Origin of the sequence: Micromonospora sp. NPDC049049 (genome assembly GCF_040649115.1) — a bacterium.
Taxonomy (GTDB): domain Bacteria; phylum Actinomycetota; class Actinomycetes; order Mycobacteriales; family Micromonosporaceae; genus Micromonospora.
Genome location: NZ_JBEZEX010000032.1, coordinates 1 through 24,593 on the forward strand (window position 1 = coordinate 1; position 24,593 = coordinate 24,593).

General features: G+C 70.6%; 24 protein-coding genes. 19 read left to right on the plus strand and 5 right to left on the minus strand.

Annotation, left to right across the window (positions count from 1 at the left end; translation table 11 throughout):
- The first annotated feature begins 166 nt into the window (after positions 1-166).
- The 6 genes from AB0B68_RS26315 (at position 167) to rny (ending at position 6,771) form a co-directional block, all read left to right on the plus strand.
- The gene (locus AB0B68_RS26315) at positions 167-1,558 is read left to right on the plus strand and encodes an MFS transporter (protein ID WP_357263396.1); all 1,392 of its coding nucleotides are present in this window, start codon (positions 167-169) and stop codon (positions 1,556-1,558) included.
- A 5-nt stretch (positions 1,559-1,563) separates the two neighbouring features.
- On the plus strand, positions 1,564-1,764 hold the full coding sequence (locus AB0B68_RS26320) for a DUF3046 domain-containing protein (RefSeq protein WP_030489422.1): 201 nt from the start codon (positions 1,564-1,566) through the stop codon (positions 1,762-1,764).
- A gap of 184 nt (positions 1,765-1,948) precedes the next feature.
- The gene (gene recA, locus AB0B68_RS26325; RefSeq protein WP_124778261.1) at positions 1,949-2,995 is read left to right on the plus strand and encodes a recombinase RecA; all 1,047 of its coding nucleotides are present in this window, start codon (positions 1,949-1,951) and stop codon (positions 2,993-2,995) included.
- 14 nt (positions 2,996-3,009) lie between these two features.
- Positions 3,010-3,708, plus strand: coding sequence for a regulatory protein RecX (locus AB0B68_RS26330; RefSeq protein WP_357263399.1), 699 nt, complete (start codon positions 3,010-3,012; stop codon positions 3,706-3,708).
- A 37-nt stretch (positions 3,709-3,745) separates the two neighbouring features.
- Positions 3,746-4,450 (plus strand): 3-keto-5-aminohexanoate cleavage protein, encoded by a 705-nt coding sequence (locus AB0B68_RS26335; protein ID WP_357195144.1) that lies wholly within the window; start codon positions 3,746-3,748, stop codon positions 4,448-4,450.
- A 554-nt stretch (positions 4,451-5,004) separates the two neighbouring features.
- Positions 5,005-6,771 carry a ribonuclease Y gene (gene rny, locus AB0B68_RS26340; protein WP_357195141.1) on the plus strand — a complete coding sequence of 589 codons (1,767 nt, stop codon included), beginning with the start codon at positions 5,005-5,007 and terminating at the stop codon, positions 6,769-6,771.
- 102 nt (positions 6,772-6,873) lie between these two features.
- On the opposite strand, the gene AB0B68_RS26345 is transcribed toward rny, so the two are convergent.
- From AB0B68_RS26345 to AB0B68_RS26360, 4 genes are read right to left on the minus strand one after another with little or no spacing between them, the layout of a single operon-like run.
- On the minus strand, positions 6,874-7,854 hold the full coding sequence (locus AB0B68_RS26345) for an amino acid ABC transporter permease (RefSeq protein WP_357208133.1): 981 nt from the start codon (positions 7,852-7,854) through the stop codon (positions 6,874-6,876).
- Positions 7,851-8,558 carry an amino acid ABC transporter permease gene (locus AB0B68_RS26350; protein ID WP_357208135.1) on the minus strand — a complete coding sequence of 236 codons (708 nt, stop codon included), beginning with the start codon at positions 8,556-8,558 and terminating at the stop codon, positions 7,851-7,853. The genes AB0B68_RS26345 and AB0B68_RS26350 overlap by 4 nt, the downstream gene beginning before the upstream one ends.
- A gap of 41 nt (positions 8,559-8,599) precedes the next feature.
- Complete coding sequence (locus AB0B68_RS26355) at positions 8,600-9,475, minus strand: glutamate ABC transporter substrate-binding protein (protein WP_357208137.1); 876 nt, start codon at positions 9,473-9,475, stop codon at positions 8,600-8,602.
- 56 nt (positions 9,476-9,531) lie between these two features.
- Positions 9,532-10,287 (minus strand): amino acid ABC transporter ATP-binding protein, encoded by a 756-nt coding sequence (locus AB0B68_RS26360; RefSeq protein ID WP_357208139.1) that lies wholly within the window; start codon positions 10,285-10,287, stop codon positions 9,532-9,534.
- Between the two features lie 371 nt (positions 10,288-10,658).
- On the opposite strand from AB0B68_RS26360, the gene AB0B68_RS26365 reads away from it, so the two are divergent.
- The 8 genes from AB0B68_RS26365 to AB0B68_RS26400 all read left to right on the plus strand — a co-directional run bounded on the left by AB0B68_RS26365 (position 10,659) and on the right by AB0B68_RS26400 (position 15,393).
- Positions 10,659-11,390, plus strand: a complete 732-nt coding sequence (locus AB0B68_RS26365; RefSeq protein WP_357263403.1) for a hypothetical protein — start codon at positions 10,659-10,661, stop codon at positions 11,388-11,390.
- A 50-nt stretch (positions 11,391-11,440) separates the two neighbouring features.
- Entirely contained in the window at positions 11,441-11,935 is a 495-nt protein-coding gene (locus AB0B68_RS26370; RefSeq protein ID WP_357263406.1) for a hypothetical protein, read from the plus strand.
- Positions 11,932-12,426, plus strand: coding sequence for a hypothetical protein (locus AB0B68_RS26375; protein WP_357263409.1), 495 nt, complete (start codon positions 11,932-11,934; stop codon positions 12,424-12,426). Before AB0B68_RS26370 ends, AB0B68_RS26375 begins: the two co-directional genes overlap by 4 nt.
- 76 nt (positions 12,427-12,502) lie before the next feature.
- Complete coding sequence (locus AB0B68_RS26380) at positions 12,503-12,643, plus strand: hypothetical protein (protein WP_357207917.1); 141 nt, start codon at positions 12,503-12,505, stop codon at positions 12,641-12,643.
- 18 nt (positions 12,644-12,661) lie between these two features.
- Positions 12,662-13,207: a hypothetical protein gene (locus AB0B68_RS26385; protein ID WP_357207919.1), complete on the plus strand. Its 546-nt coding sequence runs from the start codon at positions 12,662-12,664 to the stop codon at positions 13,205-13,207.
- Between the two features lie 113 nt (positions 13,208-13,320).
- Positions 13,321-13,614, plus strand: coding sequence for a hypothetical protein (locus tag AB0B68_RS26390; RefSeq protein WP_357207922.1), 294 nt, complete (start codon positions 13,321-13,323; stop codon positions 13,612-13,614).
- Between the two features lie 79 nt (positions 13,615-13,693).
- Entirely contained in the window at positions 13,694-14,683 is a 990-nt protein-coding gene (selD, locus tag AB0B68_RS26395; protein ID WP_357263412.1) for a selenide, water dikinase SelD, read from the plus strand.
- Between the two features lie 230 nt (positions 14,684-14,913).
- Complete coding sequence (locus tag AB0B68_RS26400) at positions 14,914-15,393, plus strand: hypothetical protein (protein ID WP_355009925.1); 480 nt, start codon at positions 14,914-14,916, stop codon at positions 15,391-15,393.
- A 48-nt stretch (positions 15,394-15,441) separates the two neighbouring features.
- Here AB0B68_RS26400 and AB0B68_RS26405 read toward each other — a convergent pair whose 3' ends face one another.
- A complete protein-coding gene (locus tag AB0B68_RS26405) occupies positions 15,442-15,678 on the minus strand; it encodes a DUF2277 family protein (protein ID WP_355009924.1) in 237 nt (78 codons plus the stop codon).
- A gap of 139 nt (positions 15,679-15,817) precedes the next feature.
- Here AB0B68_RS26405 and AB0B68_RS26410 point away from each other — a divergent pair, with 139 nt between their 5' ends.
- The 5 genes from AB0B68_RS26410 (at position 15,818) to fxsT (ending at position 24,442) form a co-directional block, all read left to right on the plus strand.
- Entirely contained in the window at positions 15,818-16,006 is a 189-nt protein-coding gene (locus AB0B68_RS26410) for a hypothetical protein (protein ID WP_357207928.1), read from the plus strand.
- A gap of 63 nt (positions 16,007-16,069) precedes the next feature.
- Entirely contained in the window at positions 16,070-18,376 is a 2,307-nt protein-coding gene (locus AB0B68_RS26415; RefSeq protein WP_357263417.1) for an FxsB family cyclophane-forming radical SAM/SPASM peptide maturase, read from the plus strand.
- A complete protein-coding gene (locus tag AB0B68_RS26420) occupies positions 18,360-19,184 on the plus strand; it encodes an AAC(3) family N-acetyltransferase (protein ID WP_357263420.1) in 825 nt (274 codons plus the stop codon). Before AB0B68_RS26415 ends, AB0B68_RS26420 begins: the two co-directional genes overlap by 17 nt.
- Before the next feature lie 123 nt (positions 19,185-19,307).
- Positions 19,308-20,579, plus strand: coding sequence for a TIR-like protein FxsC (locus AB0B68_RS26425; RefSeq protein WP_357263423.1), 1,272 nt, complete (start codon positions 19,308-19,310; stop codon positions 20,577-20,579).
- On the plus strand, positions 20,576-24,442 hold the full coding sequence (fxsT, locus tag AB0B68_RS26430) for an FxSxx-COOH system tetratricopeptide repeat protein (protein WP_357263426.1): 3,867 nt from the start codon (positions 20,576-20,578) through the stop codon (positions 24,440-24,442). The genes AB0B68_RS26425 and fxsT overlap by 4 nt, the downstream gene beginning before the upstream one ends.
- Positions 24,443-24,593 lie beyond the last annotated feature (151 nt).

Sequence of the window (24,593 nt, forward strand, 5' to 3'; positions counted from 1 at the left end):
CCCCATCTGCCCGCCGCCCGCCGCCCGCCGCCCGCCGCCCGCCGCCCGCCGCCCGCCGCCCGCCGCCCGCCGGGAACCGGCTGTCGGTTCGGCTGTCGGCAAAACCCACTGCCGCTGGTAGGTGTGGGTGCGCGAGGATGAGCCACCCCTTCCGACAGGAGCGCCGATGGCGACCGACCTGACCGCGCCGCGTACCGTCGCCCGACCCGACGTCGCGTCGATTCAGCGGCGTACCCTGCGGCTGCTCTTCACCACCCAGATCATCGGCGGGATCGGCGTGACCATCGGCATCGCCGTGGGCGCGCTGCTCGCGGCACGGATCGCCGGGACCGCGGTGGCCGGTGTCGCGCAGAGCGCCGGGGTGGTCGGTGCTGCGCTGCTCGCCGTCCCGGTCACCCGGATCATGGCGCGGCACGGCCGCCGGCCGGGCCTGGTGCTGGCGTACGCGATCGGCGCCGTCGGTGGTCTGCTGGTGGTGCTGGCCGCGGCCACCCGCTGGGTGCCGCTGCTCTTCCTCGGCATGCTGCTCTTCGGCGGGGGCACCGCGGCGAACCTCCAGGCCCGCTACACGGCCGTGGACCTCGCCGAGCCGGTCCGCCGAGGGCGGCAGCTCTCCCTGATCGTCTGGGCCACCACCATCGGTGCGGTGGCCGCGCCGAACTTCGCCGCGCTGGCCGACCGCGTCACCACCGGCTGGGGGTTGCCCCCGTTGGCCGGCCCGTTCGCGTTCAGCGCGGCCGCGTTCGTGTTGGCTGCCGTCGTACTCCTCGGGTTGCTCCGGCCCGACCCGCTGCTCACGGCGCGGCGGCTCGCGGCGGCCGACGCACCGGCCGCCGATCTGCCGCCGGCCGCCGACGCGACGGCGACCGCTGTGGCGGCCGAGGCGCCGGCGGCGGGTGGCGACGCGACGCCGGCCGCCGCGCCGGTCAAGGTGCGCGTGCCGCGCGGCGCCGGGATGCGTGCGGCCTGGTCGGTGGTACGCGGACAGCCCGCCGCCCGACTCGGCATCGCCGCCGTGGCGGTGGGTCACCTGGTGATGGTGGCGGTGATGGCGATGACTCCGGTCCGGCTCGGTGAGTCGCACGCCGACGCCGACGTGTTGCGGCTGGTCGGCATCGTGCTGAGCCTGCACATCGCCGGCATGTACGCGTTCTCCCCGGTGGTGGGTTGGCTCACCGACCGGCTCGGTCGACGGGCGGTGATCCTCGGTGGGGTCGGCCTGCTGCTGGCCGCCTGCGCGGTCGCCGGCACCGCCGGGCACCACACGCCTCGGCTCTCGGTCGGTCTGGTTCTGCTCGGGTTGGGCTGGTCGGGGACGATGGTGGCCGGCTCGACCCTGCTGTCCGAGTCGGTGGCGGCTGCCGTGCGGCCGAGCGTCCAGGGGCTGTCCGACCTGATCATGGGGTTGGCCGGGGCCGGGGCTGCCGTGGTCAGCGGGTTTGTCATGCAGTTCGCCGGTTATCCCGTGCTCACCCTGCTCGCGGCGGTCGCGGCGGCGCCCCTGGTGGCGCTAGCGTTGCGCCCGGTGCCGACCGGGGCACCGGACGAGGAGGGCTGATCACTGTGCGGCTGACCGACTTCTGGACGCGGCTGGACGAGGCGTTCGGGCCCGGCTACGCGGCCAGCATCGCCCGCGATCAGGTGCTGTCCCAGCTCGGCGGGCGGACCATCGAGCAGGCCCTGGCATCGGGGGAGCAGACGCACGTGGTGTGGCGGGCGGTTTGTGCCGCGTACCCCGACCGCGTGCCCGCGCGACTACGCTGAGCAGCCTTTTTGCCGGTTCCGCGTGTCGCTTGTCGAGTCGTACACCTGTTCGGCTATTGTCCACAGCGGGGTGCTCGTCCACAGCTCGCGGCCCGTCGGCTGGTTTTCTGTCGGACCTAGCGCCTAGCGTGTCCGCGTGACGCGAAGCTCAGCAAAGACGCCGGCGAAGGCAGGGGTGGCAACCATGGCAGCAGGGCCTGACCGGGAGAAGGCACTCGACCTTGCTCTCGCTCAGATTGACAAGCAATTTGGCAAGGGCTCGGTGATGCGGTTGGGTGATCGGCCGGTCATCCAGACCGCGATCATTCCGACCGGCTCCATCGCGCTCGATGTGGCCCTCGGCATTGGCGGCCTGCCCCGTGGCCGGGTGGTCGAGATCTACGGTCCCGAGTCCAGCGGTAAGACCACTGTGGCACTGCACGCGGTGGCCAACGCCCAGCGCAACGGCGGCATCGCCGCCTTCATCGACGCCGAGCACGCGCTCGACCCGGAGTACGCGAAGGCCCTCGGCGTCGACACCGACGCGATGCTGGTCTCCCAGCCGGACACCGGCGAGCAGGCGCTGGAGATCGCGGACATGCTGATCCGCTCCGGCGCTCTGGACATCATCGTGATCGACTCGGTGGCGGCCCTGGTGCCACGCGCCGAGATCGAGGGCGAGATGGGCGACAGCCACGTGGGCCTCCAGGCCCGGCTGATGAGCCAGGCGCTCCGGAAGATCACCGGTGTTCTCAGCAACACCGGCACCACGGCGATCTTCATCAACCAGCTGCGGGAAAAGATCGGTGTCATGTTCGGCAGCCCGGAGACCACCACCGGTGGTCGGGCGCTGAAGTTCTACGCCTCGGTCCGGCTCGACGTGCGACGCATCGAGAGCCTCAAGGACGGCACCGACGTGGTCGGTAACCGCACCCGGGTCAAGGTCGTGAAGAACAAGGTCGCCGCGCCGTTCAAGCAGGCCGAGTTCGACATCATGTACGGCAAGGGCATCTCGCGTGAGGGCTCGCTGATCGACGTCGGCGTGGAGCAGGCGATCATCCGCAAGTCCGGAGCGTGGTACACGTACGACGGCGACCAGCTCGGCCAGGGCAAGGAGAAGGCCCGGGAGTTCCTGAAGGAAAACCCGGACGTGGCCGCCGAGATCGAGAAGAAGATCCTGGAGAAGCTCGGCGTCGGGGTCGGCGCGGGTGACGCCGCCGGTGGCCCGGAGCTGCCGCCGGTCGACTTCTGACCGGTCGCTGACCCATGGCAGGACGACGCGCTCGTACGGGGCGGGGCTGGGATGCCAGTCCGCCTCGTACGGGCGACGCCACCGATGCACCCCGCCCTCGCCGAGGCCGCCGGGGTCGGTCCGAGGAGGCCGACTCCGTCGAGTCTCCGGCCCCTCCCCGCGACGAGTCCGAGGTGGCCCGCGAGATCTGTCTGCGCCAGCTTGCCGTCCGGCCCCGCACCCGGGCCGAGCTGGCCGGGGCGTTGGCGAAGCGGGGCATCTCCGAGGAGGTCTCGGCCGAGGTGCTCGACCGGTATGACGAGGTCGGCATCATCGACGACGCCGCGTTCGCCCGGGCCTGGGTGTCCAGCCGGCACAACGGCCGCGGCCTCGCTCGCCGGGCACTCGCCAACGAGCTGCGCCGCAAGGGCGTGGACGGCGAGGTGGCCACCGAGGCGCTGGGTGAGCTGGACGAGGAGACCGAGGCGGACACCGCCCGTGGTCTGGTGGAGCGCAAGCTGCGCACCGCCCGAGGCGAGCCGGACGCGGTCTTCCGCCGGCTGGTGGGCATGCTGGCCCGCAAGGGTTACCCACCCGGTGTGGCCATCCGGGCGGTGAAGGACGCGCTCGCCGCGCAGAGCGCCGAGGCGGCCGAGTTTGCCGAGCAGATCGACGCCGACGCTCTCGCCGACGCCGAGGGTGAGTTGGAGCGCGACAACCGTCTGGTCGAGTGAGCGGTCCGCTGCGACTCCCGATGGAGGTGCGGGCCCGATGTTGAAGGCATGTCTGAACGGCGGGCACGGCCGGGAGGCCCATCCGGCCGTGCCGCTGACGGCGGCGGAGCTGGCCGCCGACGCGGCCCGTTGCGCGGCGCTCGGCGTGGCGGCCGTCCATGTCCATCCCCGGGACGAGGCCGGTGCCGAGTCGCTGCGGCCGGCGGTGATCGCCGACGCGCTGACCGCGATCCGTGCCGCTCGGCCGGGGCTGCCGGTCGGGGTGAGCACCGGCGCCTGGATCTCGCCGGATCCGGCTGCCCGCGTGGCCGCCGTCCGGGCCTGGCCGGTGCTGCCCGACTTCGCCTCGGTCAACGCGCACGAGCCCGGTGCCGAGGCGGTCGCGGCTGCCCTGCACGAGCGTGGTGTGCTCGTCGAGGCAGGGCTGTGGACGCTCGACGCGGTCGCGGCGTACCGGCGGTGGCGGGTGCCGGCCGGGCGGGTTCTGGTCGAGTGCATGGCCGAGGACGTGGCTGTCGCGTTGGCCGACGCCTCCCGGATTCTCGCCGCGCTGCCGGCGGGCGCGCCGTCGGTGCTGCTGCACGGCGAGGGTCCGGCGACCTGGCCGGTCCTCGCCGAGGCGGTGCGCCGGGGTCTGGACACCCGAATCGGGCTCGAGGACACCCTGTGCCTGCCGGACGGCTCACCCGCCGGGGGCAACGCGGCACTGGTCGTCGCGGCGGTGGCGGTCGGAGCCGACTGACGTCTGGTGAGACGGTTCCGTCACACCTCGCTTGTCGTCGGCCGCGTCTGACAGTCGGCTGGACGGCGCTGAGCAGGCTCGACACGTCAAGGCCTCGGCAGCCTCGCGGAGTTTGTCCCCTCCTGTCCGCCGAGATATCAGCGCGCGGTGACGGTTCAACTTCTCTCCGTTCGGGGGGTTTGATCATGAGTCCTTGACCAGAACACCCCCGGAGACCTAGCCTCGCCATACAGGCTCACATTGCCCGACCAGCGCAGGCTAAGCGCACAACATAGATCGCGTAACAGAACAGCATCACTTTGGCCGACTCCGCGGCCTTTGGCGGCAGTTCCGGACAGGCCGGTCCGGAACGCTGCGACAACTGCACCCGGCCGCCGACGCTGCCCCATGGGCACCGCCGGCGGAGAAAGCTACCCACGGCCAGCCGCTCCGGTCGGGCGTCCACAGCCGCAGGAGTGTGCCCCCGGCACGGTCGCTGCGGTCTCGACGTTAGGGGAGGCGGCCATGGCGGGGCGGCGGCACAGGTTCAGCGGTAGACCCGACGGGGTCCCGGCATGAACGCGTTCGACGTCGTGCTCCTCGCGGCCGTCCTCGTCCTCGCGGTGGTGGTGATCGGGGCCGTGCTGGTCGGCATCCGGACACTGCGCCGGATGGGCGCCGCGCCGGCACCGGAGGATCCCGCCTTCATCGCCGAGAAGGACCGCCAGGAGCAGTCCCTGGCTGCCCTACGGACCGCGGCCGACGAGGCGAACAGCACGATCGACGTGGCGAAGTCAGCGGCCGCGGCGGCCCGTACCGAGGCGGCGGCGGCGAAGGCCGAGGCGAAGGCGGCCCGCGCCGAGGCACGGCGGGTCCTCGACGACGCCCGGGCCGAGGCGGACACCGTTCTGGAGCGCGCCCACAAGCAGGCCGAGGCGGACGCCGAACAGTTGCGGACGGCAGCCCGGCGCAGCGGCGAGCGGGAGGTCGCCGTACTCGCCGCCACCACCCGCGAGCAGGCCGCCGAGGTGGAACGTCGGGCAGCTCGGATGGACGAGCGGGAGCGGATGCACACCGAGGAGGTGGAGCGGTTCGCCGAGCGGGAGCGGCAGCTCACCGCCGCGAAAGCCGCCCTCGCCGCCCGGGAGGCCGCGCTCGCCCAGCGCGAGGCCGAGCTGGCCGAGTCGGAGGAGCTGCGCCGCCGGGAGCTGGAGCGGGTCGCCGGGCTCACCGCCGACTCCGCGCGTCTGGAGCTGGTCGACGCCATCGAGACGTCTGCCAAGCGGGAAGCGGCGCTGCTCGTGCGGGACATCGAGTCCGACGCGCGCAACACGGCCGAGCAGCGCGCCAGACACATCGTGGTGGACGCGATCCAGCGGGTTGCCAGCGAGCAGACCGCGGAGAGCGTGGTCAGCGTCCTGCACCTCCCCGGTGACGAGATGAAGGGGCGGATCATCGGCCGGGAAGGGCGCAACATCCGCGCCTTCGAGTCGGTGACCGGCGTCAACCTGATCATCGACGACACCCCCGAGGCGGTGCTGCTCTCCTGCTTCGACCCGGTTCGTCGGGAGGTGGGTCGGGTGACCCTGGAGAAGCTGGTCCTGGACGGGCGCATCCACCCGCACCGGATCGAGGAGGTCTACGACCTGGCCCGGCAGGAGGTGGAGCAGCTCTGCCTCCGGGCCGCCGAGGACGCCCTCGTCGAAGTCGGCATCACCGAGATCCACCCGGAGCTGGTGACGCTGCTCGGTCGGCTGCGTTACCGCACCTCGTACGGGCAGAACGTGCTCAAGCACCTGGTCGAGACCGCCCACATCGCCGGCATCATGGCCGCCGAGCTGCGGTTGGACGTGCCGATCATCAAACGGTCCGCGTTCCTGCACGACATCGGCAAGGCGCTCACCCACGAGGTGGAGGGCAGCCACGCCATCATCGGCGCGGACCTGGCCCGCAAGTACGGCGAGCACGAGGACGTGGTGCACGCCATCGAGGCGCACCACAACGAGGTGCCCCCGCAGACCATCGAGGCCGTGCTCACCCAGGCTTCCGACGCCTGCTCGGGTGGTCGGCCGGGCGCGCGCCGGGAAAGCCTGGAGGCGTACGTCAAGCGGCTGGAGCGGATCGAGGAGATCGCGGCCGGCAAGCTCGGCGTGGACAGGGTCTTCGCCATGCAAGCCGGCCGCGAGATCCGGGTGATGGTCAAGCCGGACGACGTGGACGACATCGGGGCGGCGGTGCTGGCCCGCGACGTGGCCAAGCAGATCGAGGAGGAGCTGACCTACCCGGGTCAGATCCGGGTCACAGTGGTCCGCGAGTCCCGGGTCACCGAGATCGCCCGCTGAGTCGGCCCGGCAGCGCTCGCCGAGCGGATACCGACAGACGACCGAAGGCCGCCCCGAACTGCTCGGGGCGGCCTTCGGGCCTTCTGGTCGGTGTGACGTGGCTCAGACGCCCCCGCCGCCTCCGCCCGCACCCTCGGCCTGGGACATCAGGGCCGCCGGCGGCGGGTTCTGCGCCGGGGTGCCCGCGGTCTTGCGGCCCCGGGCGAGCCGCCTTTGGACGTACTGAGCGAGCTTCGACAGCGAGTAGTTCACCACGATGAAGAGCGCGGCGATCACGACGTAGACCTGGATCGGGTTGCCCAGCACGCCGATGATCTGTTTGCCGATGTTCAGCGTCTCCTCGTAGCTGATGATGAACCCCAGCGAGGTGTCCTTGAGCACCACGACAAGCTGGCTGATCAGTGCCGGCAGCATGATCCGGAAGGCCTGAGGCAGCAGGATCATCCGGGTGGTCTGGGTCGGGGAGAGCCCGATGGCGGCAGCGGCCTCCGCCTGGCCGCCCGGCAGCCCCTCCATGCCGGAGCGGAGGATCTCGCCGATCACCACCGAGTTGTAGATGGTGAGGCCGATGACCAGGTACCAGAGGTTGTCGAAGTACAGGCCGAACTCGGGGAAGCCGCGGGCCACGAAGAAGATGGTGAGCACGACGGGCAGGCCGCGGAACACCTCGACGCAGACGCGGGTGATCGCCGACAGCACCGCGCTCAGCCCGCGCAGCAGGTACGCCAGCGGCGTCGCCGCGCCGACGAACCGCCGTCGGGTCAGGCTCTTGAGCTGGATCCGCAGGACGGCGAGCAGCGTTCCGACCACCAGCGAAGCCACGATGGCCAGCGCCGCCGCGAACAGGGTGTTCTTGAAGCCGAGGCCGATCCGATCCCAGACCTGGGAGAAGTTCTCGTTGGAGGGATCGACAAGCGGCCCCCACAACTCCAGCGAGAACTGGCCCTTGTCCTCCAGTGGCCGGTAGATCAGGAAGTACGCCCCGATCAGCAGGACCACGCTGGCGACCAGGCTGCTGATGAGGGTGATCCGCCGCTGGCGGGGGCCGGGAACGTCGTACAGGACGCTGGTCTGCCGGGTCATCGTGCCACCGCCTGTCGCTTCTCCAGCCGGTCCAGCAGGGCGCCGAGCGGCACTGTCATGATCAGATATCCGATCGAGATGCCGATGGCGACGGGGATGAAGGCGTAGCCCTCGGCCGAGGTGAGTTGATCGGCGCTCTGCGACAAATCACCGACCACCCCGAAGAAGCCGACCAGCGCCGAGTTCTTGATCATCGCAATGATCACGGAGCCGAGCGGCACCACGGAGGCCTTCCAGGACTGCGGCAGAACCACGTGCCGCAGGTTCTGGCCGAAGGTCAACCCGATTGAGCGGGCGGCCTCCGCCTGTCCGGGTGGGACCGCGTTCACCCCCGAGCGCAGCGCCTCGCAGACGAACGCGGCGGTGTACAGCACGAGGGCGATCAGCGCGAACCGAAAGTACGGAAGATCGGTGCCGAGGCGGGTGAACAGCGAGTCGAGCACCGGGACGCGGAGGAAGTCCGCGTTGGAGCCGAGCGCCGGCAGGCCGAACGCGGCGAAGAACATCACCACGGTCAGCGGCATGTTGCGGAAGACGTTCACGTAGCCGGTGCCGAGCGCGCGGAGAGGCGGCACCGGTGAGATGCGCAGCACCGCCACGATGGCGCCCAGGACGAGGGCGCCGATCGCGGCGAGGACGCAGATCTGGAGGGTGAGCCAGAAACCACCCGCAAAGACGTCGAACTTGTCGATGAGCACGTTCACGGGTCGGCGTTCCTCCCCACCCTCCAGATCGAAGGATCAGATCAGTAGCGGTTGATGGTCGGCGGCGTGCCCAGCGTGGCGCCGAACTTGCCGGCGGTCTCGTCCCAGGCGCTCTTCCAGCGACCGTCCGTGAAGATCTTCTCGAGCAGGTCGTTGATGAAGGTACGGAAGGCCGTGTCGTCCTTCTTGACACCGATGCCGTACGGCTCCTTGGTGAAGTTGTCGGTAGCCATCTTGAACGACGCCTCGTCCTTGGCGATGTAGCCGAGCAGGATCACGTTGTCAGTGGTGACCGCGTCTACCTGCTTGCCCTTGAGCGCGTCCCGGCACTTGTCGTACGTGTCGAAGAGCACCAGCTGGCTGCCGACGTCCTTGACGTGCTTCTTGATCTCCTCGGCCGGCGTGGAGCCAGTGACCGAGCAGACCTTCTTGCTGCCGTCCTTGAACGAGTCCGGCCCGGTGATCGCCGCGTCGTCCTTGCGGACCATGATGTTCTGGCCAGCCTCGTAGTACGGACCGGCGAAGGAGATCTTCTCCTTGCGCTCGTCCTTGATCGTGTAAGTGGCGGCGACCAGGTCGACAGTGCCGTTAACGATTACGTCTTCGCGCACCTTGGAGGGCGTCTCCACCCACTCGATCTTGTCCTCGGGGATGCCGAGCTCCTTGACGATGATCTTGGCGATCTCGACGTCGAAGCCCTCCGGCTTGCCCGACAGGCCCTTCTGACCGAAGCCCGGCTGGTCGAACTTGGTGCCGACCTTGATCTTCTGGGCCTTGTTCAGCTTCTCCATGGTGCTGCCGGCGGCGAAGGACTTGCTGCCAGCACCGGTGTCCCCGCCCTCGTCGCCACCACAGGCGGTGAGGCCGAGCGCCAGAGCGGCGACCGCGGCGACTGCCGCAACGCGCTTGATACGCATACTCTTCTCCTTCTTCGACGGAGCCCACCGAGTACGGCGCGCTCCACTACGGACGCCTAGTGCGTGAGGATCTTGGAGAGGAAGTCTCGGGCCCGCTCACTGCGCGGGTTCGCGAAGAACTCCGCCGGTGGGGCGTCCTCGACCAGTTGCCCGTCGGCCATGAAGATGACCCGGTTCGCCGCGTGCCGGGCGAAGCCCATCTCGTGGGTCACCACGACCATCGTCATGCCGTCGCTCGCCAGCGAGGTCATCACGTCGAGCACCTCGCCGACCATCTCCGGGTCCAAGGCGCTGGTCGGCTCGTCGAAGAGCATCGCCTTGGGCTGCATGGCCAGCGCTCGGGCGATTGCCGCCCGCTGCTGCTGGCCGCCGGAGAGTTGGGCCGGGAACTTGTCGGCCTGGTTGGAGATGCCGACCCGGTCGAGCAGAGCCAGGCCGCGCTCGCGGGCGGCGGTCGGCTTCTCCTTGCGGACCTTGATCGGGCCGAGGGTGACGTTCTCCAGGATGGTCTTGTGTGCGAAGAGGTTGAAGGACTGGAAGACCATGCCGACCTCGCTGCGTAGCTTGGCGAGGGGTTTGCCCTCAGCTGGCAGCGGCTGGCCGTCGAAGGTGATGGTGCCCGAGTTGATCGGTTCCAGTCGGTTGATCGTGCGGCACAGCGTCGACTTGCCGGAGCCGGACGGGCCGATCACCACGACCACCTCGCCCCGCCCCACCGACAGTGAGACGTCGTCCAGCACGTGCAGCGGCCCGAACCACTTGTTGACCGCGTCCAGCACGATGAGCGGTTCGCCCGTCGTCACGTCGTCCACCGTCCCCTGTCGTCTCCCGGATCGGGGTCGGTTGACCCCCGGTGCGGCCACTGTAGGCGGCCTGAAGTGGCGAAGTGCAACTCGGTTGGTCACGGAGCGGTAACACCCCGCGTGGTCTGAGCGCAAGCTGTTGTGACGCCTTTAGTTCGCGATGGCGATACCTATCGTTCGACGACAATGGGATTTCCCGGCTGGAGGTTCCGGCAATGCGGGGGCGGCCGTCCCTTTTGCGGGCTTCGCCCCGAACCGGGCCGTGTTGTCTCGGCCGGATCACAGGCGGCTTTAGGTGGTGATAGCGTCTTGTGGTAGATCCGATAGTCAAGTATTTTATATCGACATCCACCTATCTATTGTTTTTGGAGGTTGTCGGGATGATTCGCATTGCGCCCGATGGGGCGCGGCTTGACATCGATCTTCCTCAAGAATTCGGCAAACCGGACTGGGTCTGTGTGACGCGTATTTCCGGTGTGCGCGTCCAGCGGGATTTCCACGTGACGGCAGTCGGCCAGTACCAGGTGATTCAGAAGAAGATGATGCCAGGTGCATCCAAGCGCGTCTTCGCCCGAAAGGGATACGACGTCCACCTGTACGAGGCGGTCGACCGCTCCGACAGCTGCCTGGTCTGGGTTGGCCCCTACCACGAGGCGACCACCTGGTTCGGAGCCGCCGCTCCGCGGTCCGAACTGCTCGCCTCCCTCATCAACTCGATCCATTTCGAGGACTCGGAGAACGGCGCCCAGGTCAGGCCCAGCGTCCCGCAGATGAGTCAGCAGCATGGGACGCTCGTCGCGGCCTGGAGCGAGTGGGCGTTCCTCTGCATCCGTCCCGCCGAGGAGGCTGCCGCGGTCCTGCCGGAGTGGCGAGGGCTGGTGCGCGACGATCAGGAGATCTGGCGAAGCGACCGTGGCCTTGAGGGTGCCGAGGGCGAGCGCTTGGCCGGCACGGCTTATCAGTGGCGGTATGTCGTCGCCGGCCCGCAGACGGTGACCGAGTTGACCTTCCATCCGCCGGGGAGCCCGCTTCGCCCCCAGGTGCTCTCCGACGATCCCGATCGTCGGGCGTCGGCTGTGCTCGACGGACTCCGTGCCACCTGGGCCGGGTAGTGGCTCTCTCGCTGCCAGCCGCGCTGGCCCTGCTCGCGATACTCGTCGCAGTGTTCGCCCTTGTCGCGGTCGCCGGGGTCTACTCCCGGCTCAGGCAGGTCGAACAAGTGATCGCCGACCTGACGGTCGGCGGAGGCCGGCGGGACACCCTGCCCGCATCGCTGCGGCCGCGGCCCGGGGAGTCCGCCACGGTCCTGTTGACCCTCGACGGGGAGTGCCCCATCTGTCACCGACTCGCCAAGGCGGTGGAGGAGGAGATGGCGACTGCCGCTTGGGCCGGGCTGCGTGTGGTGCGGGTCTTCAGCAGCATCGACGCCAGGGACCGGCATCCGGACGTGGTCGCCATGGAGACCGTGGCGGATCCGGACGTCTGGGCGGCGGTCTACGAGGGATACAACCCCACGCTCTCCGTCGTCAACGCCGCTGGCGAAGTGATCTTCCGGCGTTTTGTCTACGCCGACACGAACCTGACCGAACTTCTTGCCGAGGCGAGCGCCGTGAGCCTCACGCAGGGCAAGGGTGCACCCTCCCGGGAGGCAGTATGAATCTCAGCGTCATTCCGTCCGCCGATGACATGCCTGCCGACGCCGTCTCGAGCGTCCTGGTCGCGCGTCTTCGACAGATCAAGCCGTCGCGACGGACGGTGTTCAAGGGCCTCATGGTCTCCGCCATGGCAAGCACCCTCGTGCCGTTGGACTGGGCCATCAACAAACGAGCCGCCTTCGCCGGCCCCACGAGCGAGCACACGTCCTGTCCCTGGGACTACACGCCCTCGTCGGCGAACTGGTGGAGCGGTACGGGGCAGTGCACGGGTGGCTGGCGTCGGGGTTCGTGGCCTTGCGCCAGTAAATACCACTTCGAAGGCTTCCGTTCGTACAGCGACGAGGGCTACACCTCCAACCGCGTCACCACCTACTGCAGCAGCAAGAACGCGTGGCGGTGGAACGGTTACCGGTGCTCGGACGCGATGACCACCACCGTGTGGAACAGCGGAGAGCGTCACTACGACCTGACCATTGCGCAGTGCGCGGTGTAACAACGTGACACGTAACAAGTACGGGGATTCGGCGGAGCGTCCAGCGCTCCGCCGACACCTTCTGGACCCTCGGACCTTGGCAGCCTTGATCCTGCTGGCGGCGGCCGCGCCGCTGGCATTGAGTCAGATGCTGCCTGACCCTTCCCGCCTCCCCGCGCTGGCCGCGCTGGCTGTCGCCGGCGCGGCGGCCGGCTACGCCAACTCCGGCTCCACTTGAAGCCACAATTCAGCATTCTTGCTGACCGCGTCGGTCTGGCGCGGAAAGAGTCCGTTGTTGTATTTCGGAATCGGCCTGTTCACCGGAGCTGTTGTTGTAGCGGTAATCGCCGCAGTCGTCGGTGGTATTGCGCAGTCTGTCATGCCGGGGATCCTTCGATGGATTCTACTGGGGGCGATCGCAGCGGTGATACTTGCCCGTGAGTTCGGACTGGTGTCCTTCCGGATCCCGGAGAATCGACGCCTGGTGCCCGAGTCGGTGACCAGTCGGGGGCCCGAGGTGGGTGGATTCCAGTTTGGGTTCGAGATGGGCACGGGAATGCGGACCTACTCACCGTCCGCACTGCCGCACCTCTTGCTCATCGCGATCTTGCTCGTGGTTCCGTTCATTGGTGCGCTGTGCCTGGCGTTCGGATTTGCTGTCGGACGCTGGATCATGGCGGCGGGCAGCGTCGGATACGACGAAGACGGTACGTGGAGCCTGCTGTGGGCTCGGTACGCACGTCTGCTGGTTGCCGCGATGGCCGTCGTTGTCGTGATCATGGGCGTGATTGGATTGATGTGAGACTGGCAGCGTTCCCAGCTGGGTGGCGACGCATGGATCCACGGCGCATCTACCTCGTGTACGACAGCCGGTGCGGGGACTGCCGCGGCGTCGCGGCCCAGGCGGAGCACGTCATGGCACGGCCGGTTGCGTTGCGGTCGTGCCATGATCCGAACCCCGACTGGCGGACGCAGCCGGTGGCCGCCGACAGGCCCAACTGCCGCCGTCCACTGCTCGTGCTGGAGATGGAGGACGGTGACCTCGTCGAGGTTGCCGGCCTTCTCCTCTGGTGGCACGCTGCCCGGCTGGTCCATCCCGCACGGTGGTTCCCGGCGCTTCGGCTCGCGTTCCGGGTGGCCCGCCTGATGGCGACACGACAACGGCCGCCTCGCCGCCCAGGGCACCCGGGTTGGATCAGCGGCACGTAGATTGATCACCGTTGGTGACGTCAGGTGGCGCCGTTCGGCTGCTCCCATCCGACGGACCACCTGATGTTTCCTGAGGAGCGTGATGGAACCGGTACGGTTGACCAAGTACGCCCGCGGCGGTGGCTGCGCCTGCAAGATCCCGCCGGGCGAGCTGGAGATCATGGTGGCCGGTCTGGGCCCGGCGACCGGCACCGCCGAGTTGCTGGTCGGGTTGGACCACGGCGACGACGCGGCGGTGGTGCGCCTGGATGAGCGGACCGGCCTCGTCAGCACCGCCGACTTCTTCACCCCGGTGGTCGACGACGCGTACGACTGGGGCCGGATCGCCGCGGCCAACGCGCTCTCCGACGTCTACGCGATGGGCGGCACCCCGCTGGTGGCGCTCAACCTGCTCTGCTGGCCGCGCGACGTGCTGCCGCTGGAGTTGGCCCGTGAGGTGCTGCGCGGCGGCCAGGACGTGGCGCGGGAGGCCGGCTGTCACCTGGCCGGCGGGCACAGCGTGGACGACGACGGCCCGAAGTACGGTCTCGCGGTCACCGGCACGGTTCGCCCCGAGGAGCTGATCACTCTCGACGGCGGTCGGGCCGGAGTGCCGTTGTCGCTGACCAAGCCGCTCGGGGTGGGTGTGCTGAACACCCGGCACAAGGCGACCGGGGAGAGCTTCCCGGAGGCGGTGGCCACGATGAGCGCGCTCAATCGGGAGGCCGCCCGCGCGGCGGTCGCCGCCGGCATCCGGTGCGGCACCGACGTGACCGGGTTCGGGCTGCTCGGGCACGCCTCGAAGCTGGCCCGGGCCAGCCAGGTCACGGTGGCCATCGACACCGCCCGGGTGCCCTATCTGGCCGGCGCGCGGGAGGCGCTGCGCGACGGGTTCGTCAGCGGCGGCAGCCGGCGCAACCTGGAGTGGGTGACCCAGTGGACCGACTTCGGCGCGGCGGACGAGGCGGAGCGGCTGCTGCTGGCCGACGCGCAGACCTCCGGTGGCCTGCTGGTCGCCGGCGAGGTGCCCGGCGCTGTGGTGGTGGGCGAGCTGCTGCCCCGCGGGGAACACCTGGTCGTCCTGCGCTGACCGGGGGCGGTCGACCCGCTGCGGGACACGCGGTGGCGGTGGTGCGAATGCCGCACGATACCCGATAAACTGTCACCTTCCCGCTACTCCGAGCAATGCCGCTCAGGGAAATTTTGCCCGGAATGGTCACAGACCGGTAACTTGCCCCCGGCTGGGGTCAAATGCCCCCCACCATCGTGTGTAAGGCCCGATCCGGAGGCCGGTGGGGACGAACGCAGCGAGGAGGCGGAATGACCGAGCTGTGGAACTGGAGAATCGACGGGGCTCAACCCGTGGAGGTCTACCCGGCGCTGGCAGAGGCGCTTGGTCGGGTGGTGATGCCGCTGGCGGTGGCCGACCCGGCGCGGCTGCCGGCGTACGCGGTGGTGTGTGACGTCTGGCAGGCGCCGGGCGAATTCGCGACGGTGGTCGACTGCTACGGAGTGCCCGAGCAGCTCTCCGAGCACGCGAGCATCGCCGCACTGGCCCGATTGCTGGGCCGCAACTGCCTGTTGCGCGACGACACGCTCGACGCGGGCCGGCACCTGCTCGTCGCTCCGGACGGCACGGTCCGTCCGGTGCACTTCGACGTGCGGGACACCGAGGACGGTGAGGTGCTCAGCAGGCTGCGGCTCTGCTCGCTGGGTGACCCGGGTTGTCGGGGCTGGTCGCAGTGTCACCGCTCGCGCTGGGCACCCGACACTGTCGCACCGGTGCTCGCCGCGGCCTGACCCTTCCCAGGGTCAGGCCCGGCCGGGTGCCGTGCCGGTCAGCGGCGATCAGCTGGCGGCGGTGGCCGACCGGTCGGTGGTGCCCCGCACCACCAGTTGGTCGAGCAGGACGCGCGTCGCTTCGGCCACGGCGGCCACCGCGGCGTCGAACGCGGCGGCGTTGTGCGCGGCGGGCGCCCGGAAGCCAGAGATCTTCCGGACGTACTGCAACGCTGCCGCCTCGACGTCGGCGTCGGTCACCTGCGGGGTGAACGGCTCACGCAGCGTCTTGATGCTCCGGCACATGTGAGTTCCTCCTCGGTTGGTGCGCTACTTGACCAACGATGACATCGTTGGGGCTGTTGCCTATTCTGGTGGCGCGTCAGGGCCCTCGGGCCGTCCATCACACCTCCCGTGGCGCGTCCGCGGGACCCGGAGAATCCTTGTGGACAACGCACCCACCCGCCCATCCCGTCCGGGCCTGGACGACTTCACCCATAGCCTGGACACTCCGCTGGACCTGCTCGTCGTCAGGCACGCTGATCTGGTCGAGGCGGTCCGGCGGCATGTCGTCGCGGATGAGCCAGTGCCCTCCGGCACGGTGCCCGTCGCCGCCTTCAACTCGGCCATCTGAATGGTGGCCTGTCGGTGTGGTCCCTCCGGAGCGGATGGATCATGCCGACGGATCAGCCAGTTCGTGCTGAAGGTGCACAGCCGCTGCGACCTCAGCTGCGACCACTGCTACGTCTACCAGCACGCCGACCAGACCTGGCGTGGTCGACCGGTGCGGATGCCGCCGGCCACGGTTCGGGCCGTCGCGCAGCGGATCGCCGAGCATGCCCGCGAGCACGGGTTGCCGGTCGTGCACGTGGTGCTGCACGGCGGTGAGCCGTTGCTGCTGGGGGCCGCCGCGTTGGGGGAGGTGCTGGCCGAGCTGCGCACGACGATCACCCCGTGGGCGTTGCTCGACCTGCGCATGCAGACCAACGGCGTGCTGCTCGACGAGGAGCTGTGCCGGCTGTTCGTCGAGTACGACGTGCGGGTCGGTGTGTCCTTCGACGGCGACCGGGCCGCCAACGACCGCCACCGGGTCTTCGCCCACGGCGGCAGCAGCCACGAGCACGTCCGCCGGGCGCTGGCCCTGCTCCGTCGGCCGGAACACCGCGCCAGCTACGCCGGCATCCTCTGCACGATCGACGTCCGCAACGATCCCGACCGGGTGTACGAGGCGCTGCTGGCCGAGAGCCCGCCCCGCGTCGACCTGTTGCTGCCCCATGCCACCTGGGACCATCCGCCAGAGCGCCCTGGCCCCGAGCCGACCCCGTACGCGGACTGGCTGGGGCGGATTCACCGGCGGTGGGTGGACGATGGGCGTCCGGTGTCGATCCGGATGTTCGAGGCGCTGCTCCCGGGAGGTGGCGGCACCGAGGCGTTCGGCGTGGCCCCGGCCGACGTGCTGGTCGTCGAGGCGGACGGCACCTGGGAGCAGGTCGACTCACTGAAGACCGCGTACCACGGCGCGGCCGGCACCGGATTCGACGTGTTCGACCACTCGGTGGACGACGTCACACGGCACCCCGGGGTCGCCGTCCGGCAGGACGGCGTGGCCGGGCTCTGCGCGACCTGCCGGGCCTGCCCGGTGGTCGACAGGTGCGGCGGCGGCCTGTACGCCCACCGCTGGCGCACCGGCTCCGGCTTCGACAACCCCTCGGTGTATTGCGCCGACCTGCTCCGACTGGTCGACACCGTGGGCGCCCACCCGCCGCCCACCGCACCCGTGCCGCGGCAGAGGCAGGCCAGCTCATCGCTGTCGGGCGCAGAGTCCACCACCTCGCCCGTTGACGAGGTGCTCGACGACCTCGCCACCGGGTACGGGTCGGCGGAGACGCTCGGGCTGCTCGCCGCCACCCAGCTCTCTCTCACCCGGGCGCTGCTGGCGGCCTGCCGCGACCGGTCCGGCGCCACCGCCGCCTGGGAGTTGCTCGTTCACCTCGACCAGGCGGCGCCGGAGGCGGTCCGGGCAGTCCTGGCGCACCCCTTCGCCCGGCCCGCGCTGGTGCATCACCTCGACACATCGGCCCTGACCGGCCCCAGCGCGCCGGGCGACCCCCTGCCGGCCTTCGCCCTCGCCGCGGCCCTGCGGGCAGGCGTCGCGGCTGCGGTGCGGGTCCCGGTGCGGGCCGACACGATCACGGTGCCCACGCTCGGCAGCCTGGTGCTGCCCGGTCTCAGTGGGAGCACCTGGGTGACCGCACGGCCCGGCGAGTTCCAGGTCCGCAGTGGGTCGGTCGAGCAGATGGTGCTGCTCGATCCGACGGCACCACCGTCGCCCGGCTGGCAACCGACGCGCGACGTGTCGGTGCCCGGTGGCCGGTTGCTCGTCGAGGACGGCGACCCGTACCGCGACTGCTACGGCCAGCCGGTCCAACCCCGCCTGGAGTTGCCGGCCGCGCGGGCGTTGAGCCGTACCCTGGCCGAAGCCTGGCGGGTCGTGCACCGGGACGTGCCGGCGCACGCGGCGGCGCTCGACGGCGGCCTGCGTGCTGTCGTGCCATTGGCGCCCGACCCTGCGCGACCCCTGCGGAGCGCCACCGCCCGGCACGCGTTCGGCGCGGTCGCCGTCACGCCCCATCCCGACCCGGAGACGATGGCGGTGCTGCTCGTGCACGAGTGGCAGCACGCGAAGCTGGGTGCGGCCCTCGACCTCTGCGACCTTGTGGAACCCGGTGAGGGAACCCGGATCAGGGTGCCCTGGCGCCCGGACCCGAGGCCACCGGAGGGCGTCCTCCAGGGCGTCTACGCCCACCTCGCCATCACCCAGGTCTGGCAGTCCCGGGCGGTCACCGACGGCGGCGACGCGTCGGCGCACGCTGCCCACTTCCTGGCATGGACCCGGGACGGTGCGGACGCGCTGCTGGCCAGCCGGTCGCTCACCGCGGCGGGCGAGCGGTTCGTCGGCCGGCTGCGCCACGCCCTGGAGGAAACCCGTGCCGGGGCCGGCTGAGCGTCTGCGATCCACACCGGACCGTCTCCGCCTCGCCGATGACCTGCGGGCGCTGGGCCTACGCCAGGGGGTGTGCCTGCTGGTGCACTGCGGCCTCCGTCGGATGGGTCCGCTGGAGCACGGCCCGGCGACCCTCGCTGGTGCGCTGCGCGACGTCCTCGGCCCGGCTGGCACGCTGCTGGTGCCCACCCACAACGACGGCAACTCGACCACCTCCCGGGCCCACCTGGCGGCCGTCGCAGGCATGGGCCCGGAGCAGCGCGAACGGTACGAGGCGGCGCTACCGGGTTGGGACCGCCGGACCACCCCTTCCCAGCGGATGGGGGCGCTCGCCGAGTACGTCCGGTGCAGTCCCGACGCCATCCGCAGTGACCATCCGCAGACCTCGTTCGCCGCGCTCGGCGCGAGGGCCCGGCAGCTCACCGACGGCCATGACCTCACCTGCCACCTGGGGGAGCGGTCACCGATCGGCGGCCTCTACGCGGCGGACGGGCAGATCCTGCTGCTCGGCCTCGGCTACGAGGCGTGCACCGCACTGCACCTGGCCGAGTACCGGCTGCCGGCGCCGCCGCCCGAGCGCGACTACCACTGCTTTCGGCTCATCGACGGACGGCGGGTTCGCCTCGACTTCCGGGCCCTCGACCTGGACGACCGGGACTTCCCACAGGTCGGTGCCGCGCTCGACGAGACACCGTTGGTGCGGCACGGCCGGGTGGGGCGGGCCGACGCCCGCCTGCTGCCGGCGCGAGCCACTGTCGACTTCGCGACTGCCTGGTTCGCCACGAACCGGTTGGCAGCGCAACGTTGACGCGGGGACTAGGCTGTGGTTCCGGCCGCGTGGGGAGGGCGGAGGGGCAGCGGTGAGCACAGTGGACGCACCCTCCAGCGCACGCGCCCCAATCGGCAGTGCCTGGTGTGGCCGGGAGCAGGAGTGAGCCCGCCGACGGACCGGCGCGCACCGGGAGCGCGCGGGACGTACTTCTTCCTGAGCTACGCCCACTCGGCGCCGCCGCCGGGCGCCCGTGCCGGCGCCGACGTCTGGGTCGGTCAGTTCTTCGCCGACCTCACCGACGAGGTTCGGCGTCAGGCTCGACCCGTCGCCGGCATGCGGATCGGCTTTTTCGACCAGCACATCCCGTTGGGCGCCGACTGGAAGGCGGCCCTCGCCGAGGCGCTCGGTGACGCCGAGGTCTTCGTCCCGCTCTACTCACCCGGCTACTTCAGTCGCCCCTGGGCGCTGGGGGAGCAGGAGTCCTTCCGCGCCCGGTTGGCCGCCGCCGGGCCGGCCCGGGTCACCGCCGGCCACCTCACTCCGGTGCTGTGGATCCCGTTCCCGCCGTGGGAGGCCCATCCGGAGTTGGATGGCGCCCTGGACCTGGGCCGGGACGTCCCGGAATACGCCGCCGACGGCCTGCGCGCGTTCTGCATGCTGGCCCCCTACCGAACGCAGTACGAGCTGCTGCTGAGCCGCCTGGCGAGCCGGATCGTGCACACCGCCGAGCGACAACCGATCGGCCCGTCCAGGGCGCCCGGCCTGGACGAGGTCGTCCGCCCGGCGCCGACCGACCCGGACTTCGTCGTGGCCGTCCTGGCTCCGACCCGGGACCGACTGCCAAACGATCGCGACCCCGCCGGCTACGCCTCCAGCGGCCGGCTCTGGCGGCCGTACGGGGGCCGCCAGCAGCTACCCGCCGCCGAGTACGCGGCCAGCACCGCCGAGCGGCTCGGGCTCTCGGCCCGCACCGAGGACTTCGCGCAGGCCTCCGCGCTGCTCGACCGGCGGCCGGCCGTGCTGCTTGTCGACCCGTGGATCGCGGCGGCGCCGGCCGCGGCCGCAGTGCTCGCCCGCATGCTGCACGGCCTGCGGGAATGGGTCGTGCCGTTGGTGGTCACCGACGACGACGACAGCCAGAACGCCACCCGCTGGGCCACCGAGGTGACCGAGCTGCTGCACGACGCCGGTCTGCCCCAGGTGAAGCGCGCGTGCAGCATGTCGGAGTTCGTCGACCTGATGCCCGCGCTGGTCACCGAGGCGCGCCGGCAGTTCCTCAAGTACGGCCCGGTCGTCCCCTTCGAACCACAGCCGGAGCCGGTGCCGAGCCTGCGTGACGGCCTGCCCACCGCCGGCTCGACCGTTTCGACCGACCCCGCGTCCCCGCCTGATGATCTGGGCCCACCGCGTCCCTCCGGGGAAGACCGATGAACAACGATCGCGAAGGCCAGGTCGTCACCTTCTACTCGTTCAAGGGGGGAACGGGTCGGACGATGGCGCTGGCCAACGTGGCCTGGATCCTGGCGGCCAGCGGCCGGCGGGTGCTCGTCGCGGACTGGGACCTCGAGTCGCCCGGTCTGCACCGCTTCTTCCACCCGTTTCTCGACGCCGAGGCGATCCAGGGCACCAGCGGTGTGATCGACATGATCCGTGACTACGAGTGGGAGACCACCCGGGTCGACGACCGACCGGACCGCTGGATGGAGCAGTACGCCCGGGTCGGGCGGCACGCGTTCTCGCTGCGTTGGAACTTTCCCGACGGCGGTGGTCTCGACTTCCTTTCCGCCGGCCGGCAGAACAGCGACTACGCCGTCTCGGTGAGCGGGCTGGACTGGGACAACTTCTACAACCGGCTGGGTGGGGCGCAGTTCTTCGAGGCGCTGCGGGCGGACATGAAGCGCCAGTACGACTTCACCCTGATCGACAGCCGGACGGGGCTCAGCGACGTCGCCGACATCTGCACCCTGCACCTACCGGACACCCTTGTCGACTGCTTCAGTCTCAGCGACCAGGGCATTGACGGCGCGGCCCGGGTGGCGCACTCGGTCCGGGACCGGTACCGGCGGCGCGACATCCGGGTCCTGCCGGTGCCGATGCGGGTCGACCAGGCCGAAAAGGAGCGGGTCGAGGCGGGTCGCCTGCTGGCCATGCGGCGGTTCGCCGGGTTGCCGGCCGGCATGACCGAAGCGGAACGGCGGCGTTACTGGGCCGCGGTGGAGGTGCCGTACCGACCGTTCTACGCGTACGAGGAGACACTTGCGACGTTCGGTGACCCACCGGGCTCGCCGACGTCACTGCTGGCCGCGTACGAGACGTTGACCGGGATCCTCACCGACGGCGCGGTGACCGCGCTGCCGGTGATGGACGAGTCGGTGCGGGAGCGGGGCAAGGCCCGCTTCCGCCGCCGCACCGAGGCGATCGACGACCAGATCATGCTCCGGTGCGCACCGGAGGACGCCATCTGGGCCGAGTGGCTGGAGCGCGTGCTCAACTCGGCCGGGCTGCGGGTGGTGGAGCCCACGGCTGCCGTCGGGTCCGCCGGCACGCCGGCCCCGCGCACGCTGACAGTGCTCTCGCCGGCGTACGTGGCGACGCCGTCCGACGGTCTGCCCGACCGGGACCTGAGCACCGGCTCCACTGCCCTCGCCGTGTACGTCGCCGACCTGCGCCCGCTTGCGGAGTTCCCGTCGCAGAATTCGACCAACCTCGTCAACGTGAGCGCCGCGACCGCCGTGGAACGGGTGTTGCGGCTGGTGGGCCGGCCGGTGCCGTCGTCGGCGGACGGCCCGGCGGGCGGGAGTGCCCGCTACCCCGGCACCGAGCCGTTGATTTTCAACGCCCCCAACCGGAACGCCCGGTTTACCGGCCGGGAGGACGACCTGGCGCGGCTGCGCGCGCAGTTGCAGAGCGGGGGTAGCGCGGTGGTGCTGCCGGTCGCTCTGCAGGGCATGGGCGGCGTCGGCAAGACACAGGTGGCTTTGGAATACGTCCACCGGTTCAAGGCCGCGTACGACGTGGTCTGGTGGATCGTGGCGGACCCGCCGCAGTTCGTCGACACCGCCCTCGCCGACCTCGCCGGCCGTCTCGGCATCCTCGTCGGGCCCACCCTGCCCGACACGGTCCGGTCGGTGCTCCAGGTGCTCGGGCGCGGTGAGCCGTACGAGCGGTGGCTCGTGGTGCTGGACAATGCCGAAGAGCTCGACCAGATCGAGCCCTTCCTGCCGCAGGGCCCCGGGCACGTCCTCCTGACCTCCCGCAACCGCGCCTGGGGTGACCGGGCGAACCCGATTCAGGTGGACGTCTTCGACCGCACCGAGAGCGTGGCGCACCTCGCCCAGCGGGTGCCCACTATCAGCGCCGAGGAGGCGGACCGGGTGGCCGAGGCGCTCGGCGACCTGCCGATCGCGGTGGCCGCGGCGGGGGCCTGGCTCGCTGACACCGGCACGTCCGTCGCCGACTACCTGCGGCAGATCGAGCGACACGGCCCCAGCGCGCTCTCCGTGGAAGCGACCTGGGACCTGTCGCTGAACCGGCTGCTGGAGCAGGCGCCGGCCGCGTACCGGCTGTTGCAGCTCTGCTCGGTGCTGGCCCCGGAGATCGCCCTCGAACTCATCTACAGCGACGAGATGGCGGCTGCTCTCGTGCCGTTCGACCCGTCCGTTTCCGAGCGGCTGGTGCGCGGCTCCCTGGTCCAGCAGATCAACCGCCTGGCACTGCTGAAACTGGACGTTCAGGGCGGTCACGTCCAGGTGCACCGGCTGTTGCAGGCGGTGGTCCGCGACCGGATGACCGACGACGAGATCGACGCCGCTCGACACCAGGTGCACCTGGTGCTGGCCGCGTCCCGACCCCGTGGCGACGTGGACGACCCGACCACCTGGGCCCGGCTGCGCATGCTCTGGCCGCACCTGGAGGTCTCCGAGGCGCTGACCTGTCCGGACGAGTCGGTGTGCCAGCTGTTGATCGACCGGGTCCGCTATCTGTGGCAGCGCGGCGGTCTGGACCAGGCCGACGTGTTCAGCCAGGAGGTGGACGACACCTGGAGCGCCAGGCTCGGCGACACGCACGACGAGGTCGAGGCGTCTGCGCTGGGCCGCCAACTGTTGCACCTGCGGTTCAACCGGGCGAATATCCTGCGCAGCCTGGGCCGGTTCAACGAGGCCCGAGACCTGGACGAGGCGGTGCTGGCCGAGCAACGCCGGCTGCTGGGCCCGCTGCACCCGCACAGTCTGATGACCGCCGGCAGCCTCGGCGCTGACCTGCGGGCGCTCGGCCGCTACGCCGAGGCTCTGGAACGGGACCGGTCCACCTACGCCTCCTGGCTCCAGGTGTTCGGCGAGGACCACCCACGGACGTTGAGCGCGGCAAGCGACCTCGCCGTCTCGTACCGGCTGGTCGGCGACTACCGGTCGGCCCGTCGCTGGGACGACGAGGTGCACCGGCGGCGGCGGCTGGTGCTCGGCCCCAACCACCCCCACACCCTCGTCTCCGCCATGCGCCTCGGCATGGACCTTCGGGATGCGGGCGAGTACGAGAGGTCGTACACCCTGCTACGCACGGTGTACGACACGTACTGCGAGGTGCTCGGGCCGGATGACGGCCAGACTCTCGTCGCCCAGATCAACCTGGCGGTGTCCCTGCGCAGCTCCGGGCGGGGCAGCGAGGCCGCGCCGATGTTCGAGACGGCCTACCGCGAACTCGATGAACGCTTCGGGCCGGACAACCCGAACACGGTGGCGTGCCGGGCGAGCAGGGCGGCGAACCTGTTGGCGGTCGGCGACGCGGCACAGGCGCTGACCGAGATGAACGCAGTGCGCCAGGCGTTCGAGGAGCAGCTCCAGCTCGGCCCGGAGCACCCGCACGTCCTGGCGACGGTGAGCAACATCTCGGCGGCAGAGCGGGCCCTCGGACGCAGATCGGACGCGCTCGCGTCGGCGGCCCGGGCGGTCGGTGACTTGCGCAAGGTACTCGGCCCCGACCACCCGCACACGCTCGCGGCTGAGGTCAACCAGGCGGTGTGCCTCGCCGAGGAGGGTGACTGGGAGTTGGCGCGGGACCGGCTACGGGAGACCGCCCGCCGGCTGGCCACGGTGATCGGTGCGGACCATCCCGACACGCTGCGCTGCCTCGGCGATCTCGCCCTGGTGGCCAAGCGGGCCGGCGACGGCAGCGCCGAGGACGTCGGCGTCGTGGCGGACCGACTGGCGGAGGTGATCAGCCCGGAGTACCCCAGCGTGCAGACCCTGCGCGAACGGCGGTTCGTGGTCCGGGTGATCGACCCGCACCTGTTCTGATCGGAGGCGTCAGCCCGGGGGCGGGTCCTCGCCGGCCTGGGCCGTAAACCCTCACCATGGGCCGCCGGGTCGACGCCGCTGGACCGGACAAAGCCGGTCGGAGGTCCCCCCGGACCGGGCCGCTACCCTGGTAGCCCGAGGGGAAGGGGCA